At 69.3% G+C, this 16163-nt stretch carries 14 protein-coding genes; 8 read left to right on the forward strand and 6 right to left on the reverse strand.

From position 1 onward, the window contains the following. Positions 1–154: 154 nt before the first annotated feature. Both OHT21_RS16105 and OHT21_RS16110 read right to left on the reverse strand, forming a co-directional pair. Complete coding sequence (locus OHT21_RS16105) at positions 155–1096, reverse strand: S1 family peptidase (RefSeq protein WP_328769008.1); 942 nt, start codon at positions 1094–1096, stop codon at positions 155–157. A 156-nt stretch (positions 1097–1252) separates the two neighbouring features. Then, entirely contained in the window at positions 1253–1960 is a 708-nt protein-coding gene (locus OHT21_RS16110; protein ID WP_328769009.1) for a hypothetical protein, read from the reverse strand. 200 nt (positions 1961–2160) lie between these two features. Between OHT21_RS16110 and OHT21_RS16115 the strand changes: the two genes are divergently transcribed. From OHT21_RS16115 to OHT21_RS16140, 6 genes are all read left to right on the forward strand, one after another. Further along, positions 2161–3372 carry a pyridoxal phosphate-dependent aminotransferase gene (locus OHT21_RS16115; RefSeq protein WP_328769010.1) on the forward strand — a complete coding sequence of 404 codons (1212 nt, stop codon included), beginning with the start codon at positions 2161–2163 and terminating at the stop codon, positions 3370–3372. 124 nt (positions 3373–3496) lie between these two features. Continuing rightward, the gene (locus OHT21_RS16120; RefSeq protein ID WP_328769011.1) at positions 3497–3910 is read left to right on the forward strand and encodes an SCO4983 family protein; all 414 of its coding nucleotides are present in this window, start codon (positions 3497–3499) and stop codon (positions 3908–3910) included. Between the two features lie 711 nt (positions 3911–4621). Further along, positions 4622–5695, forward strand: a complete 1074-nt coding sequence (locus OHT21_RS16125) for a hypothetical protein (protein WP_328769012.1) — start codon at positions 4622–4624, stop codon at positions 5693–5695. A gap of 13 nt (positions 5696–5708) precedes the next feature. Then, positions 5709–6884, forward strand: a complete 1176-nt coding sequence (locus OHT21_RS16130) for a toxic anion resistance protein (RefSeq protein ID WP_328769013.1) — start codon at positions 5709–5711, stop codon at positions 6882–6884. Continuing rightward, positions 6881–8440 (forward strand): substrate-binding and vWA domain-containing protein, encoded by a 1560-nt coding sequence (locus OHT21_RS16135; protein ID WP_328769014.1) that lies wholly within the window; start codon positions 6881–6883, stop codon positions 8438–8440. Before OHT21_RS16130 ends, OHT21_RS16135 begins: the two co-directional genes overlap by 4 nt. After that, positions 8427–9047 carry a hypothetical protein gene (locus OHT21_RS16140; protein WP_328769015.1) on the forward strand — a complete coding sequence of 207 codons (621 nt, stop codon included), beginning with the start codon at positions 8427–8429 and terminating at the stop codon, positions 9045–9047. The genes OHT21_RS16135 and OHT21_RS16140 overlap by 14 nt, the downstream gene beginning before the upstream one ends. A gap of 709 nt (positions 9048–9756) precedes the next feature. Here OHT21_RS16140 and OHT21_RS16145 read toward each other — a convergent pair. From OHT21_RS16145 to trhA, 4 genes are all read right to left on the reverse strand, one after another. Beyond that, on the reverse strand, positions 9757–10479 hold the full coding sequence (locus OHT21_RS16145) for a Mut7-C RNAse domain-containing protein (RefSeq protein WP_328769016.1): 723 nt from the start codon (positions 10477–10479) through the stop codon (positions 9757–9759). Positions 10480–10557: 78 nt separating this feature from the next. Then, positions 10558–11190, reverse strand: coding sequence for a TetR/AcrR family transcriptional regulator (locus tag OHT21_RS16150; protein ID WP_328769017.1), 633 nt, complete (start codon positions 11188–11190; stop codon positions 10558–10560). Positions 11191–11194: 4 nt separating this feature from the next. Continuing rightward, on the reverse strand, positions 11195–12769 hold the full coding sequence (locus OHT21_RS16155) for an MFS transporter (RefSeq protein ID WP_328769018.1): 1575 nt from the start codon (positions 12767–12769) through the stop codon (positions 11195–11197). Positions 12770–12881: 112 nt separating this feature from the next. Beyond that, a complete protein-coding gene (gene trhA / locus OHT21_RS16160) occupies positions 12882–13598 on the reverse strand; it encodes a PAQR family membrane homeostasis protein TrhA (RefSeq protein ID WP_328769019.1) in 717 nt (238 codons plus the stop codon). Positions 13599–13937: 339 nt separating this feature from the next. Between trhA and OHT21_RS16165 the strand changes: the two genes are divergently transcribed. Together OHT21_RS16165 and OHT21_RS16170 are read left to right on the forward strand one after the other, a co-directional pair. Beyond that, the gene (locus OHT21_RS16165) at positions 13938–15761 is read left to right on the forward strand and encodes a phosphoenolpyruvate carboxykinase (GTP) (RefSeq protein WP_328769020.1); all 1824 of its coding nucleotides are present in this window, start codon (positions 13938–13940) and stop codon (positions 15759–15761) included. A 90-nt stretch (positions 15762–15851) separates the two neighbouring features. Next, positions 15852–16139 (forward strand): hypothetical protein, encoded by a 288-nt coding sequence (locus OHT21_RS16170; protein WP_328769021.1) that lies wholly within the window; start codon positions 15852–15854, stop codon positions 16137–16139. Positions 16140–16163 lie beyond the last annotated feature (24 nt).

The raw sequence follows: 16163 nt of genomic DNA on the forward strand, positions 1-16163 counted from the left end.
GCCCCCAGGGCGCGACGGCGCCCCGAGGGGCGCGGGGCTGTGACACATGCGGCTCCGCCGCGATGGGGGTCCCCCCGCTCGAGCGAATTCGAGAGTGGGGGAGCGACCAGCCACGACGGACCCGCAGAGGACGCACCGGACTTCCAGCGGAGCGCTACGGTTTGGGCAGGGTGCACCCGGGGCGGCTCAGGTCGATCTTGTTGTCGAGACCGACGCAGGGGACGATGTTGTACGTCTGCTGCCCGTAGTTGATGCCCTCGCGGACCGTGATGTTGCCGCTCTCGTCGACCTCACAGGGGTTGTTGTCGGTGCAGCGGGCGCCGTCCTCGTTGCCGGTGTTGTTGACGGCGACGACCTTGCCGGTGGCGTCGTCGACGACGGGCGAACCGGACGTGCCGCCGATGGTGTCGCAGGCGGAGGTGTAGCGGACCGAGTCCTTCCAGGTCCAGGCCCCCTCGCGCAGGCGGTGCGCGAAGCCGTCGACGCTGCAGCTGTATATGCGCTTCCAGTAGCCGGAGACGACGCTGATGTCGGTTCCGGCGGCGGGGCGCGCGGCGCTGAGTTCCAGGGCCTGGATGTCGTACGAGTCCTGGATCTGCTGGTACGTGCTGGTCAGCTGGTACAGCGAGACGTCGGTGTCCGTCATCGTGGCGTACGCGATCTTGTTGGCCCGGAGTGTCGCTACGCGCGTACCGGCCGAGTTGAGCAGCCCGAAGCTGCGAGTGGAGGGCTGGTCGACGATGACCTCGCCGGGCTCCGGGAAGCCGCCTTCCAGGCAGTGTCCGTTGGACATCACGAGGGCGGGATCGTTCGCCTCCGAGTCGGGCATGCGCACGACCGAGCCGGAGCAGTTGCTGAGCGAGACCGTGCCGGCGAAGTCCACGGCCTGGGCCTTCGGCGCGGTGACGCGGGACAGGTTCGCCGTGGTGGACGTGACCGCGTCATGGGCCACCGAAGTGACGGTGTCCGTGTCCACGCCCTTGCCCGCGGTCGAGGCCGTGGGCTCGGCCGCCACGGCGGTTGCCGCACCGGCGGGTACCGCGCCGAGCCCGGCAAGAGCCAGGGCGCTGAGCGCGGCGACGAGAGGCTTTCTCATGTGGGGGTCCCCTCTTACGACTTGGGCGACCGGAGAATTTCCGGCCGCCCGCTGCATTGTCATGCGCATTGTGATCGTTAGAGGGGTGTAGGGGCAAGGAGTTGTATTACGCCGCCGGTTGAGGTTGGTTCACGCCGTACGGCCTGGCGGTCGCCGCTATTTGGGACGCTTGGTGGCTCCCTGCCCCCGACCGGGGTTGCCATTCCCCTTGTCCGGCTCGCTCGTTGGGGCGGTAGCCGTGGTCGAGGGTGTCCCGGTGGTGGGTTCGCCGGAGTCATCGGACTCGTCGGACTCGTCGGATCGGGAGTCGCTCGGTGAGGAGTTCGGTGAAGGGTCCACCGCGGCCTGGTCGTCGTCCGAGGCATTGTCCGATGCCTCGGACGACGACCCGTCCGAGGCCTTGGCCGACGCTCCTGACGGGTTGTCGACCAACGGGGCGGTCGAGCCGGGTTCGTCCGTGGCCGATGAGGACTGCTGGGCCTTCGGCGCCTCTTGGTCCTCCTTCTCGGAGGACTCGGAACCGAAGAGCCCGGAGATCGCGACGGCGAAGATCCCGGCGACGGCCACACCGGCCGCCACGGCTCCGCGCCTCTTCGTCCGGACCCGGCGGCGGCGCATCAGCCGCTCGTGACGCCCTACGTCATCGAGTACGCCATCGAGTACGCCATCGGGGAGATCCGCGTCCCCCGCGTCCCCCGCGTCCTCCGCGGGCTCGATGCGGACCGTGTCGTCGTACGTGTTCTGCCACCCGTGCGCGACCGCCGGATCCGCGTACTCGTCGTACGGCGGAGCCGTGTCGCCGTACGGGTGGTACACAGGCGGCGCGCCTTGACCTTCGACGTTCTCCCGGTGCGCGTCGTTCACGTCGTGCGCACCGGCTGACTTATTCGCGGCCTGGGCGTCGTGCGTACTTCTGCCGCGCTCTGTGTCCGGAACATGGAGGGGGATTGTAGAGAAAAGAGGGGCCTGTGGTGTAACTGGGGACGATATCCACCCAAACCGCCATGTCTCGCGTGGTGGAAAACACGTCCCACGGAGCGTTACGCGGCCGTAAGCTCGCGGACATGCAGGTGATCCAGTCGACCAAGCTCGCCAACGTCTGTTACGAGATCCGGGGCCCGGTTCTCGAGGAGGCGATGCGGCTCGAGGCGGCCGGTCACCGCATCCTCAAGCTGAACACCGGGAACCCGGCGGCATTCGGCTTCGAGTGCCCGCCCGAGATCCTGGAGGACATCCTCCGCAACGTGTCGTCGGCGCACGGCTACGGCGATGCGAAGGGCCTGCTGGCCGCGCGGCGGGCGGTCGTCATGCACAACCAGACCCTCGGCATCGAGACGGACGTCGAGCACGTCTTCATCGGCAACGGCGTCTCCGAGCTGATCGTGATGGCGATGCAGGGCCTGCTCGACGACGGCGACGAGGTCCTCGTACCGGCGCCCGACTATCCGCTGTGGACGGCCGCGGTGTCGCTGTCCGGCGGTACGGCCGTGCACTACCGCTGCGACGAGCAGTCCGACTGGATGCCGGACCTCGCCGACATCGAGCGCAAGGTCACCGACCGGACCAAGGCGCTCGTGATCATCAACCCGAACAACCCGACGGGCGCGGTATACGACGAGGCGATGCTGCGCGGCCTGACGGACATCGCCCGCCGCCACAACCTGCTCGTCTGCTCCGACGAGATCTACGACAAGATCCTTTACGACGACGCCACACACACCGCGACCGCCAAGGTCGCCCCGGATCTGCTGACGCTCACCTTCAACGGGATGTCGAAGGCGTACCGCGTGGCGGGTTACCGGGTGGGCTGGATGTCTATCTCCGGGCCGCGGGCGCACGCCGACTCGTACATCGAGGGCCTGACGATCCTGGCGAACATGCGGCTGTGCGCGAACATGCCCGGTCAGCACGGGGTGGTCGCCGCGTTGAGCGGGCGGCAGACGATCCAGGATCTGGTGCTGCCCGGCGGGCGGCTGCGGGAGCAGCGGGACGTGGCGCATGAACTGCTCACGCAGATTCCGGGCGTGACGTGCGTGAAGCCGAAGGGGGCGCTGTATCTCTTCCCGCGGCTCGATCCGAAGGTATTCAAGGTCAAGGACGACCGGCAGCTGGTGCTGGATCTGCTGCGGGCCGAGAAGATCATGGTGGTGCAGGGTTCGGGCTTCAACTGGCCGGAGCCCGACCATTTCCGGGTCGTGACGTTGCCTACGGCGCGGGATCTGACGGACGCGGTGACGCGGATCGGGAACTTTCTTGATGGCTACAGTCAGCCGTGACGCTGCGACGGCCCTGCCGGGCGTGACAGTGCGTGATGCTCTGAACGTGTTCCGCGAACCGGCTCAACTTTAGACTGAATCTAAGCTAGGATGGCTTCCTGTCAGAGCACAGGAGGCCGTCCCCATGTACGAACCGATCCGCACCAAGTCGGTCCACACGCCGGTCGGCAGCGCCGACTTTCCGCACCGGTCGCGGGAGGAGGAGCTGGACATCCAGCTTGCGGGGCATCTTGGGGCGTTGCTTGCGGTGACGGATGAGTTGCGCGGGCTTTCGCCGTCAGCGGACCTGGACGCGGCCGCCGAGCGGCTGGCTCGGCAGGTTTCGCGCCTTCGGGGCGGTCGACCGCCGGTCCGCACGTCGGCGGGCGTGCATGAGCCGCAGCTGGTCGCGCTGCACGAGCGCGCGCATGCCCTTGCCGGTCGCGCGCTCGTCGTGGCCGCGTCGCGAGCGGATACGGCGGCGGCGATCCTCGCGGCGGAGCGCATGGATGCGCATACCGCCGCCATCGCCGGCGCCCGCGAACTCGCCCCGCACTGAGCCCTCCGGGCTCCCCTAGATCGGCCCCGGTCCGCGCGCACCCGCAGCGACGCGCGGACCGGGCGCCATGGCACTGCGTTCGCTTGAGCGGTTGGGTTCGTTGTCGGCTGCGGCGCCGTTGTGGCTGGTCGCTCCCCCATCGCGGCGGAGCCGCAAATTGACACCGCCCCGCGGGGTGCCTCCGGCGGTTGGGCGGGTGCGGGTGCGTTGTGGTTGCTCGCGCAGTTCCCCGCGCCCCTGGGGTGCGTGGTGGGTGCGGGGCCGCGGGCCGGTGCGTCAGCCCGTCGCCAACAGGGCATACGACCCCGTGCTGATACAGGGTGCTGGTGTGCCCAGACCGAAGCTAAGCGACGGGCATAGGACGCACCGGCCCACGTCCCCTCCCACCGGCGGGAGGGAGCCGGTTTCGTCGGGGCGCGGGCTTTTTCGGTTCGCTTGCTCTTCAGGGTGCGGGCAGTCGCAGGCTGTTTAGGGGCGCGGGGAACTGCGCGACCAGCCACAACGCACCCGCACCCGCGACACGCAGTGTCACCCACCACCCCCTGGCGGGGGCCTGGGGGCGCAGCCCCCACGCGGCGGAGCCGCAAATTGTTACAGCCGGGAAGGGGCGGGGCTGGGGCAAAAACCCCGGGGCCATACCGGGACCGGTGTGTCACCCCCCGTTCACCCCAGGCGCCGGGGAACTTTGGGTTCCGCGAGCACTCTCCCGGTGTGAGAAGAATCGTCGCAGTCGTCCTGGCGGTATTCCTCATCGGCGGAGTAGCAGCAGCCGTCGTAGCGGGCCGCGAAGACCAGGACAAGAGCACGGCAACGAAGACCGTGCGAGGAGTGATCGGATCGGAGAAGGCCGAGTTCTTCGCCGACCCCGACGTGGTGAAGGCCCTCGCTGCAAAGGGCTACACCGTAGAGACGGAGACGTCCGGTTCCTGGGCCATGGAAGGCCTGGACCTGAAGGGACACGACTTCGCGTTTCCGGGCAGCCAGGCGCCCGCCGATGAGCTGGCGAAGAAGTACGGCGTACGGCAGCCCCTGCCGCGCCCCTTCTACTCGCCCCTCGTGGTCGTGGCGCACCGCAACGCCGCCGAGGTGCTGGCCGCGAACGGACTCGCGACCGTCAACAAGGGCAACGGCACCCTGAACATGACCGCCTATCTGAAGGCGGCGCAGGCCAACAAGACGTGGCAGCAGCTCAAGGGCGCGGACAGGTACGGGGAGTTGACGGGGACGCTGTTCGTGTCCACCACCGACCCGACCAGTTCGAACTCCGGCGCGCTCTACCTCGCCGCCGCCTCGTACGTCGCCGCCGGCGGCCGGGTCGCCGCCGACACGTCCGCCGTAGGCGAGACCGCGCCCCTGATGCGCAAGCTGGTCAGCGTCCAGGGCGCCCAGCAGACCAGTACGGACGCGACGTTCCGGGACTTCATCAGCGGGGTCGGCAATCCGCTCGTCCTCGTGTACGAGTCCCAGGTCGCCTCGCTGCTCATGCGGGACCAGTCCGTCGACGACCTGACCGTCCTCTACCCGGACACCACCGCCAACAGCGACCACACCGTCGTACCCCTCACCGAAGAGGGCCGGGCGCTCGGTGAACTCCTCAGCACCGACAAGGAGTTGCGCAAGCTGGCGGTGCGGCACGGGTTCCGGCCGCAGGGCGCGAGTGCGGAGTTCACGGCGGCGACCGCCGCCCACACCACGTATCTGAACCAGAAGCTGACCGGCGTCCGGCAGGCGCCCGTGCCCGCCTCCAAGGTGCTGCACGAGATGGCACGCCAGGCGCGGGGCTAGGGGGAAACCGCAAGTGACCAGTGACAACGAAGACTTCGTCCTCACTCCGCCCGAGCCCGTCGCGGCCGTGCCGAAGGACAAGGCCGGCGGGCTCGTGCCCGTCGACGAGTCGGTCCGTACGGACATGGCGCGCAAGGCCGAGGAGTACGTCGGCGGGCTCGCCGCCCTCGACGCCCGCTCCCCCGAGTTCGCGGGGAAGATCGGGGAGATCGTCGCCCTCGGCTCGGGCGAGATGCGTTCCGCGTCCGCGCAGTCCAACCGCATGCTGGACCGTACGATCCGCAGCCTGCCCGCGAACGGTGAGGACGCCCAGTCCCGCGTCTCCTCCTCGCTCGTCGAGCTGCGCCGTACGGTCGAGGACCTGGACCCGCGCGACCTGCCCGCGAGCAAGGGCCGCAAGCTGCTGTCCAGGCTCCCCGGCGGCAACAAGCTGCGCGACCATGTCGCCAAGTACGCCTCCGCACAAGGCACGTTGAACAAGATCGTGGGCTCCCTGCGCGGCGGCCAGGACGAACTGCGCCGCGACAACGCGGCCTTGCAGACCGAGCGCGTCCGCCTCTGGGACACGATGGGCAAGCTCCAGGAGTACGTCGTCCTGACCCAGGCCCTGGACGAGGCGGTCGAGCGGCACATCGCCGGCGTCGAGGCCACGGATCCGGCGCAGGCCGACACCCTGCGCGCCGATGTCCTCTTCCCGGTGCGCCAGAAGCACCAGGACCTGCTCACCCAGCTCGCGGTGTGCGCGCAGGGCTACCTGGCCATGGATGTCGTACGGCGCAACAACGAGGACCTGATCAAGGGCGTCGACCGCGCGGCCACCACCACCGTGTCCGCGCTGCGCATCTCGGTGATGCTGGCCTCCGCCCTCGACAACCAGCGCCAGGTCGTAGAGCAGGTCAACGCCCTGCGCGGTACGACGGAGGACCTCATCCGCGGCAACGCGGAGATGCTCGCCACGCAGTCCGGCGAGATCCAGCGCATCGCGGCAGACCCGGCGGTCGGTGCGGAGACGCTCCGCAGCGCCTTCCAACAGATCTACCGGACGCTCGACACGATCGACAACTACAAGGCCCAGGCCACGGAGACGATGGCCGCCACAGTGGAGTCGCTGACCTCCGAACTCCAGCACGCCTCCGCGTACTTGGAGCGGTCCCGCTCGCAGGGCGCGCTGGAAGGAGGGCTCGGATGAGAGGTCGCCACACCGCTCTGGCCGCCGTTCTGCTGCTGGCGGTCACCGCGTGCACGGGGAGCGAGAGCTCCAAGAAGCCCGGTCAGCCCGCCAAGGCCGAACCCGGCACCCTCCGCGTCCTCGCCTCCAGCGAGCTGTCCGACATGGACCCCGTACTGGAGGAGATCCGCAAGGACACCGGCATCAAGGTCGTCCCCACGTACATGGGCACGCGCGACGCGGTGGACCGGCTCGCCTCGGGGAAGGCGGACGGCGCGTACGAAGCAGCGTGGCTGGCCTCCAGCGACTACCTGCGCCTGGACGCGGCAGCCGCGAAGAAGGTCGTGTCCCAGACGCCGATCATGTCCAGTCCGGTGGCGATCGGTATGAAGCCGGAGACCGTACGCCGGCTGGGCTGGAAGCCCGGGGATGTCACCTGGTCGCAGGTGCACAAGGCGGTGGCGGCCGGTGATCTGACGTACGGCATGACGGACCCGTCCCGCTCCAACTCCGGTTTCTCCGCGCTGATCTCGGTGGCCTCCGGCCTTTCCGGCGCCCAGTCCGCGCTGACGGACGCGGATGTGGAGCGGGCGACGCCCAAGCTGGCGGAGTTCTTCAAGGGGCAGGAGCTGACGTCGGGTTCCTCCGGCTGGCTGGCATCCGCGTACGCCCGTCGCGGCACCGTCGACGCGCTGCTCAACTACGAGTCGGTGCTGATGACCATGCGTGGCGTGAAGGAGAACCTCACGGTGATCCGCCCCAAGGACGGAGTGGTCACGGCGGACTACCCGCTCGCCTCGCTCGCCGCCACCGACGAGAGCACCCGCGACACCGTGCGTCGCCTCACCGACGCCCTGCGCGCCCCGGACGCCCAGCAGCAGATCACGGAACGTACGGGCCGCCGTCCGGTCGTCGCCTCCGTGAAGCCCGCGCCGTGGCTCGACTCGAGCCGCCGGCGCGAGCTCCCCTTCCCTGCGAGCCGATCCGTCGCCGACGGGCTCCTCGACGCATACGAGAACAAGCTGCGCCGGCCCTCGCGCACGGTGTACGTCCTCGACACTTCGGGCTCGATGCGCGAGGAAGGCCGCCTCGGTCGGCTGAAGAAGGCGCTCACCGCCCTGACCAGTGACTTCCGCGACCGGGAGGAGGTGACGCTGATGCCGTTCGGCTCCGCCGTCAAGAGCGTGCGGACGCATGTGGTGCGGCCCGAGGACCCGCAGACGGGTCTCGACGGGATCCGCCGCGACGCCGAGGCGCTCACGGCCTCCGGGGACACGGCGATCTATACGTCGCTGGAGAAGGCGTACGAGCATCTGGGCGCCGATGACGACACGTTCACGTCGATCGTGCTGATGACGGACGGCGAGAACACGACGGGGGCGGGGCCGGAGGAGTTCGACGGCTTCTACGCCGGGCTGCCCGGTGAGCAGCGGGAGATCCCGGTCTTCCCGATCGTCTTCGGCGACTCCGACCGGGCGGAGCTGGAGCACATCGCCGAGCTGACCGGCGGCCGTCTCTTCGACGCCCGGAAGGGCTCGCTCGACGGTGCCTTCGAGGAGATCCGTGGCTACCAGTAATGACGTGAGTTTCGTGGCGAAGTCCTTTGCGTACTTGGAGTCCCGTAAAAACCTCACGGGCAGTGCGCTGGGGATTGTCGGTCTTGGGCTGACGTTCACGGGGGTGGCGGGGGCGTACTGGCCCGTCGTGGTCGCCGGTCTGTACGGCGCGGGCGCGCTCCTGGCCCCGCCGGAACGCCCGCCCCTGCCGGACTTCCCCGACCCGTCGGCCCAACTGGACGAGTTGCGCGACGACTTCGCCAAGCTGCGCGACTACCTGGCGGACGTCGAACTCCCGCCTGCCGCCTCCGGCCGCCTCACCGAACTGACGGAACTCCTCACGGCGCTGCTGGCTCCCGGCTGGGTCACGGAGGTGCTGGCGCAGGATGCGGAGGGGGTGCATGCGTTGTCGCGTACGGTGCGGCAGGACGTGCCGGAGGCGGTGGACGCGTACGTGCGGGCCCGCTGGTGGACGCGCCTGACGCCCGGCGCGGAGCCGCCGGAACGGCACCTGGAGCGCCAGCTCGCGCTGCTGCAGGACGAGATGGAAACGCTGACGACGAGCCTCCGAGAGGTGGAGGCTCGTCGCCAGGAGTCGCATACGCGGTACTTGGAGGAGCGGTCGTAGGCGGGTACCTGCCGGTGGGTGCCTGGGGGTTCTTCGCCCCCGCCGCCCCTACCCTCCCCCACTCTCGGCTTCGCTCGAGCGGGGGGACCCCCGTCGTCCCCTGGGCTCCGCCCAGAGCCCACCAGATGCTTGCGCCCTAGGACCCCGCTGGGGCTTCGCCCCAGACCCCCACCAGGAGCGTCCTCGGGCCCAGTCCTGGGTCTCCGCCCCAGACCCCAGCGTGGGCTTGCGCCCTCGGCCCAGCCCCAGGCTCCGTGACCCCTTCGGGGCTCCGCCCCAGACCCCAGCGTAGGACTGCGCCCTCGGGCCCCGTCCTGGGCCTCCACCCTGGACCCGCCCGGGGCTGCGCCCCAGACCCCAGCGTAGGACTGCGCCCTCGGGCCCCGTCCTGGGCCTCCACCCTGGACCCGCCCGGGGCTGCGCCCCAGACCCCAGCGTAGGACTGCGCCCTCGGCCCAGCCCCGGGGCTCACTCGCCCCAGACCCTTTCGGGGCTCAGCTCGAGCGGGGGACCCCCATCGCGGCGGAGCCGCAAGTTGATACAGCCCCGCGCCCCGAAGGGGCGCGGACCTGCAGCCCTGGAGGGGCGCTGCCCCCGGTAGACGAGGGGCGCTGGCCCCACTAGACGCCTCCCCCCCTCAGCCGAGGGGACCCGGCACCGGATCCGCCACCAGATGCGGCGCCACACGCACCCGTCGTCGCGAACCGGCCTAACCGAACTCCGCAACGGCGCGCGTCACGATCGCCTCCAAGCGATCGTGATGGGCGCCCCGCCAGTACACGCGCCCACACTCCTCGCACTGCGCGAACACGTCGTACGACCGCTGCGTCCCGCCCTCGAGCCGGTCGGCGATCTCCTCCTTGACGGCCTCCTTGAGCAGGCCGTTGCAGGCCGTGCACCGAGTCCACGGCTTCAGCTCGGGCTCGAACCGGCCCAGTACATCCCGGAGTTGGTCATCGGGCCGCGTGCTGTAGACGAACGCCCCGGCCCACAGCTCGCGCCGGCGCAGCAGCCCCCGGTCGCGGCTGAGCATCACGCGCCGCTCGGCCGCCGAGCGCGCCGCGAGGGCCGGGTCGCCGATGTCTGTGGACTCGTACGCGGCGTCCACGCCCAGCAGCCGCAGCCGCCGGGCAAGCGTCCCCAGATGCACGTCGAGCAGGAAACGCAGCGGCGCCCCCGGCACCCGCTGCGGCCGCTCAACAGCCCGCACCTCGACCGACTCGCCCTCCCCGGGCACGTACGACACAGACACCTCACGCCCGTCCACGACGAGCGCCCCGACCTCCGTCAACGGCACACCCAGCGACTCCACGACATGCCCCAGCGTGGAGACTCCGTCCGTGACGACGTCCGTGGCCCCCACCCGCCGCCCCTGCGGCACGAACATGCCCAGCTCGGGGGCGAACTCGACGTGGATCTCCGGTCCGTTCACGGGGTCAGGATGCCATGACCGCCGTACGGTGGCCGGGTCCTTTTCCGGCGCCCTGAGGTCATCGCCGGGTCATCCGGGTCATCGCCTGGGGAGGTCCTTGAAGGTGTCGAGAGTGCGGTCGAGCAGGTCCAGCACGTCACCTTGGTAGTCGTGCTCTACCCAGTAGATGGTCGCTTCGAGGAGGGCGCCCATCAGCCCCATCGTGTAGACCCGTACCTCCAGGTCGTTCTCGTCCCGGCCGGTGCGTTCCGCGATCGCCCGGCACAGCAGGCGGCCCGTGACGGACATGCTCTCCATGATCCGGGAGCGCACGGCCGGGACCTCCGTCATCAGGCGGAGGCGCACCTTCATCTCGCGCTCCGCGAAGGTCGGGTCGTCGGTCATGGCCATGGTCATCGACTGCCGGATGATGGCCCGCAACGAGTCGAGCAGGCTCTCGTCCGCCGGACGCGACCGCAGCAGGTCCTCGGCAATGGGGTCGTACTCGTCGGTGAGCACGATGTCCTCCTTGGTCGGGAAGTACCGGAAGACGGTGCTCGGCGAGACCTCCGCGCGGTCGGCGATCTGCTCGACCGTCGTGGCGTCGTACCCCTGCTCCTCGATCAGCTCATACGTGGCGTTCCTGATCGCGATGCGCGTCTTGAGCTTCTTGCGCTCCCGCAGGCTCAGGTGCCGGGCGGCTTCGGGGAGGGAGGTTCGTGCCGTGGTCATCCCGTCATTGTCCGCCATCGGATTCGGTACGAGCCATGGCCGGAGCCTCGTCCTCCGCGCCTCCCTCCGCCTTGGCGGGCCGTACGTTCGGCAGCAGCGCCGCCGTCAGCAGGGCGGTCACCAGCGCCGCCATGCCGCACACCACCAGGACCGTGCCCATGCCGTCCACGTACGCGGCGTCGGCGGAGCGCGCGAGGCCGGGCAGTCCGAGCCGCTCGGCGACCGCGTGCGCGCCGGTCAGCGACTCGCGCGCAGCGTCGGCGGCGCCGGCGGGTAGGCCCGAGGTGTCGATGCGGTCGCCGTAGGCACCGGCGATCAGGCTGCCGAGCAACGCGATGCCGATCGCGCCGCCCACCTGTCGCAACGTCATCAGCAGCCCGGACCCGCTTCCGGCTTCGTCGCGAGGGATCCCGCCGAGCGCCGCGTCCATCGCGGGCACCATCGCGAGCCCGAAGCCCAGTCCCGCGATGGTCAGCCACAGCGCGGTGAACCCGTACCCGCTGTCCGCCTCGGTACGGGACCCGAGCAGCGCGGCGAAGCACAGCACTGCCAGGCCCGCCGTGACCACCGGGCGTGGCCCCATGCGCCGTACCAGGGGTGTGCTCATCCGGGCGGCGATCATCAGTCCGCCCATCATCGGCAGCAGCCGCAGCCCGGTGCCGAACGCGTCGCTGCCGCCTACCTCCTGGAGGTACGTCGGAAGCATGAACAGCAGCCCCGAGAAGACGAAGGTGCCGAGCGTCGCGGCCAGACTGTTGAACAGGAAACCGCGGTGCCCGAGCAGCTTCAGATCCAGCATCGGCCGCACGGCCCGGCGCTCCCGTACGACGAGGGCGGCCAGCAGTACCGCGGCCAGCGCGAACGAGCCGAGGACCAGCGGACTGCCCCAGCCGTGCTCGGGCGCCTCGATGATGCCGAACACCAGGGCGCCGAGACCGATCGCGCTGTACGCGGTGGACAGGACGTCGACGCGTGGCGATGCCGGGTCGCGGGACTCCGGCAGCAGGAACAGGCAGGCGGCGACGCCGATGGCGACCATGGGGATGTTGATCAGGAAGATCGAGCCCCACCAGTAGTGGTCCAGCAGCAGCCCGCCGACGAGTGGTCCGAGCGGCATGCCCGCGGCCATCGAGGCGGTGACGGCGGCGACCGCCTTGCTGCGCTCCTCGGGCCCGAACATCGACGGCAGCACGGACAGCCCGAGCGGGATCACCAGCGCGGCGCCCACACCCATGACCGTACGGGCCGCGATGACCAGCTCAGGCGTCGAGACGAGGGTGCCGAACAGGGCTCCGGCGAGGAACACGAGGAGTCCCGCGATCAGCATCCTGCGCCGTCCGAAGCGGTCGCCGAGCAGTCCGGCGGGGAGCATGAGGGCCGCGAAGACGACGACGTACGAGTCCACGATCCACTGGAGTTCGCCCGTGCTGGCCTGCAGCTGCTCGGCCATCGTCGGCAGCGCGACGTTGAGGATCGTCAGGTCGAAGCCGAGGACGAGCATGCTCGCGACGAGGGCGCCGAGGGCCCACCAGCGGCGGGGGTCGGGCCGGGTCTCGGCCCGAGGGGTGACAGTAGCCATAAAATGAGAGTAACTCTCAAAAGACTCCAACTGTCAATGCGTGGGCGCGAATACGCACGCAAAAGTGGCCGCAGCTCAAGAGCCGCGGCCACTGAGGGCAAGGTCGATGGGGCTATCCGTGCTGGTACGCCACGATCGAGATCCCGATGTAGTGCGTGACGAACGCGACCAGCGTGAACGAGTGGAACACCTCGTGGAAGCCGAACCAGCGCGGTGACGGGTCGGGGCGCTTGAGGCCGTAGATCACGCCGCCCGCGCTGTAGAGCAGCCCGCCGACGATCACCAGGACGAGAACGGCGATCCCGCCCGTGCGCATGAAGTCGGGGAGGAAGAAGACGGCCGCCCAGCCCATCGCGATGTAGCAGGGGGTGTAGAGCCAGCGCGGAGCGCCGACCCAGAACACCCGGAAGAGGATGCCGGCGATGGCGGCGCCCCAGATGCCCCAGAGCAGCCACTGCCCCTTGGCGCCCGGCAGCAGGAACATGGTCAGCGGTGTGTACGTCCCCGCGATGATCAGGAAGATGTTCGCGTGGTCGAGCCGGCGCAGTACGCCGTCGGCCCGGGGCGACCAGTCGCCCCGGTGGTAGATGGCGCTCACACCGAAGAGCAGGCAGGCGGTCAGGACGTAGATCCCGCAGGCTATGCGTCCGCGTGTCGATTCCGTGAGGGCGGTCAGGACCAGGCCGGAGACGAGCACGGCCGGAAACATCCCGGCATGCAGCCAGCCCCTGAGCTTGGGCTTGGCCGGATGTGGCAGATGGGAGAGCGCGGCGGAGACGCGGCCGGCGGCCGGCGAGTCCAAGGGCGCGTCGGAGGCGGACGCAGTCATAGGCCGAATCGTACCTACGGAACCGTAAGTCCTGAATCAGTTCGCCGATGTGATAGGGGCCAAGTGGCTTTCCTCTCACCGGGGTTTGGGGGCTGGGAACCTCGGTCCGCTAGGGCGAATTGCTAACGAAGTGGACAATAAACATGAAACCCCCGGGGGGAATGGCGTGGCGATGGTCACGTCTGCTCAGGTGTGAGGCGCTCTGGACATATGGGCGAACCCGTCGGATGATCAAATGAGTGCGGTCGGCACCGGATGAGCGCCATGATCCAGACGAAGCATCCGGGCCGCGGCCCCCAAGGGGCATTCGACAACAAAATCCCTCATCTAGGAGCAACCGTGGCGCGCGACATCGCGGCTCCCCCTGCCGTTCCCACCAACCACCAAGAACTGATCTCGTGGGTCAACGAGATCGCGGAACTCACGCAGCCGGACAACGTGGTCTGGTGTGACGGCTCAGAGGCGGAATACGAGCGACTGAGCGAGGAGCTCGTCCGTAAGGGCACCTTCAAGAAACTCGACCCGATCAAACGCCCCAACTCCTACTACGCGGCTTCCGACCCGTCCGATGTCGCCCGGGTCGAGGACCGCACCTTCATCTGCTCCGAGAAGGAGGAGGACGCGGGTCCGACGAACCACTGGAAGGACCCCGCCGAGATGCGGGAGATCTTCGCGGGCGAGCAGGGTGTGTTCCGCGGCTCGATGCGTGGCCGGACCATGTACGTCGTGCCGTTCTGCATGGGCCCGCTGGGCTCGCCGCTGTCCGCGATAGGCGTCGAGATCACCGACTCCGCGTATGTCGCCGTCTCCATGCGCACGATGACGCGTATGGGCCAGGCGGTTCTGGAGGAGCTCGGCTCCGACGGCTTCTTCGTGAAGGCCGTCCACTCGCTCGGCGCGCCGCTGGAGGAGGGCCAGGAGGACGTTCCGTGGCCGTGCAACTCCACGAAGTACATCTCCCACTTCCCCGAGTCCCGTGAGATCTGGTCGTACGGCTCCGGATACGGCGGCAACGCGCTGCTCGGCAAGAAGTGCTACGCCCTGCGCATCGCCTCCGTCATGGCGCGTGACGAGGGCTGGCTGGCCGAGCACATGCTGATCCTGAAGCTGACCCCGCCGCAGGGTGAGTCGAAGTACGTCGCCGCAGCCTTCCCGAGCGCCTGCGGCAAGACCAACCTCGCCATGCTGGAGCCCACGGTCCGCGGCTGGACCGTCGAGACCATCGGCGACGACATCGCCTGGATGCGGTTCGGTGAGGACGGCCGGCTGTACGCCATCAACCCCGAGGCCGGTTTCTTCGGCGTCGCGCCCGGTACGGGCGAGCACACCAACGCCAACGCGATGAAGACGCTGTGGGGCAACTCCGTCTTCACGAACGTCGCGCTGACGGACGACGGTGACATCTGGTGGGAGGGGATGACCGAGGAGACGCCCGCGCACCTCACGGACTGGAAGGGCAACGACTGGACGCCGGAGTCCGAGACGCCCGCCGCCCATCCGAACGCCCGCTTCACCGTTCCCGCCTCGCAGTGCCCGATCATCGCGCCCGAGTGGGAGGACCCGAAGGGTGTGCCGATCTCGGCGATCCTGTTCGGCGGGCGTCGCGCCACCGCGGTGCCGCTGGTCACGGAGTCCTTCGACTGGAACCACGGCGTCTTCCTCGGTGCGAACGTCGCCTCCGAGAAGACGGCTGCCGCCGAGGGCAAGGTCGGCGAGCTGCGTCGCGACCCGTTCGCCATGCTGCCGTTCTGCGGCTACAACATGGGCGACTACATGGGGCACTGGATCGATGTCGCCAAGGACAAGGACGCGTCGAAGCTGCCGAAGATCTACTACGTGAACTGGTTCCGCAAGAACGACGAGGGCAAGTTCGTGTGGCCGGGCTTCGGGGAGAACAGCCGCGTTCTGAAGTGGATCGTGGACCGTCTGGACGGCAAGGCGGAGGGCGTCGAGACGCCGATCGGCGTCCTGCCGACGAAGTCCGCCCTGGACACGGAGGGTCTCGACCTGTCCGAGTCCGAGCTGGACTTCCTCCTGACGGTGGACAAGGACGTCTGGCGCGAGGAAGCGGCACTGGTCCCGGACCACCTCAACACGTTCGGCTCGCACACGCCGAAGGAGCTGTGGGACGAGTACCGGGCGCTGGTTGAGCGCCTGGGCTGACACCCACCATCCCGGGAGGCCGGAGCCCACACGACGGTGTGCGGGCTCCGGCCTCCGGCTACGGGGGCCAGTTGAGCGACCCACTTCGCGGTGGCGATGAACGCGCGCGGCGGCCCCGGCATCGTCGTGGCATCGGTGACCTTCGGCGCAGGAGTCATCAACGGCCAGTTCTTCGTCGCGCTCGTGCTGCTGTCCATCCTCACCTCCCAACTCGCCGGCGCATGGCTGATCCGGGTGCTCTCGATGGACCCGACGTTCGCCTCTTCGGACCGGCCGCACGTACCGGCGGAGGCCCTGGTCGGACAACCGTCGCCGCCCAGCGAACCCCCCTCCGCGACGGCGGTGATCCCACCGGGGACGCGCTCGACGCCTCACTGATCCTCACACCACCTCGGCAACGCC

Source organism: Streptomyces sp. NBC_00286 (assembly GCF_036173125.1).
In the GTDB taxonomy this organism is placed as follows: domain Bacteria; phylum Actinomycetota; class Actinomycetes; order Streptomycetales; family Streptomycetaceae; genus Streptomyces.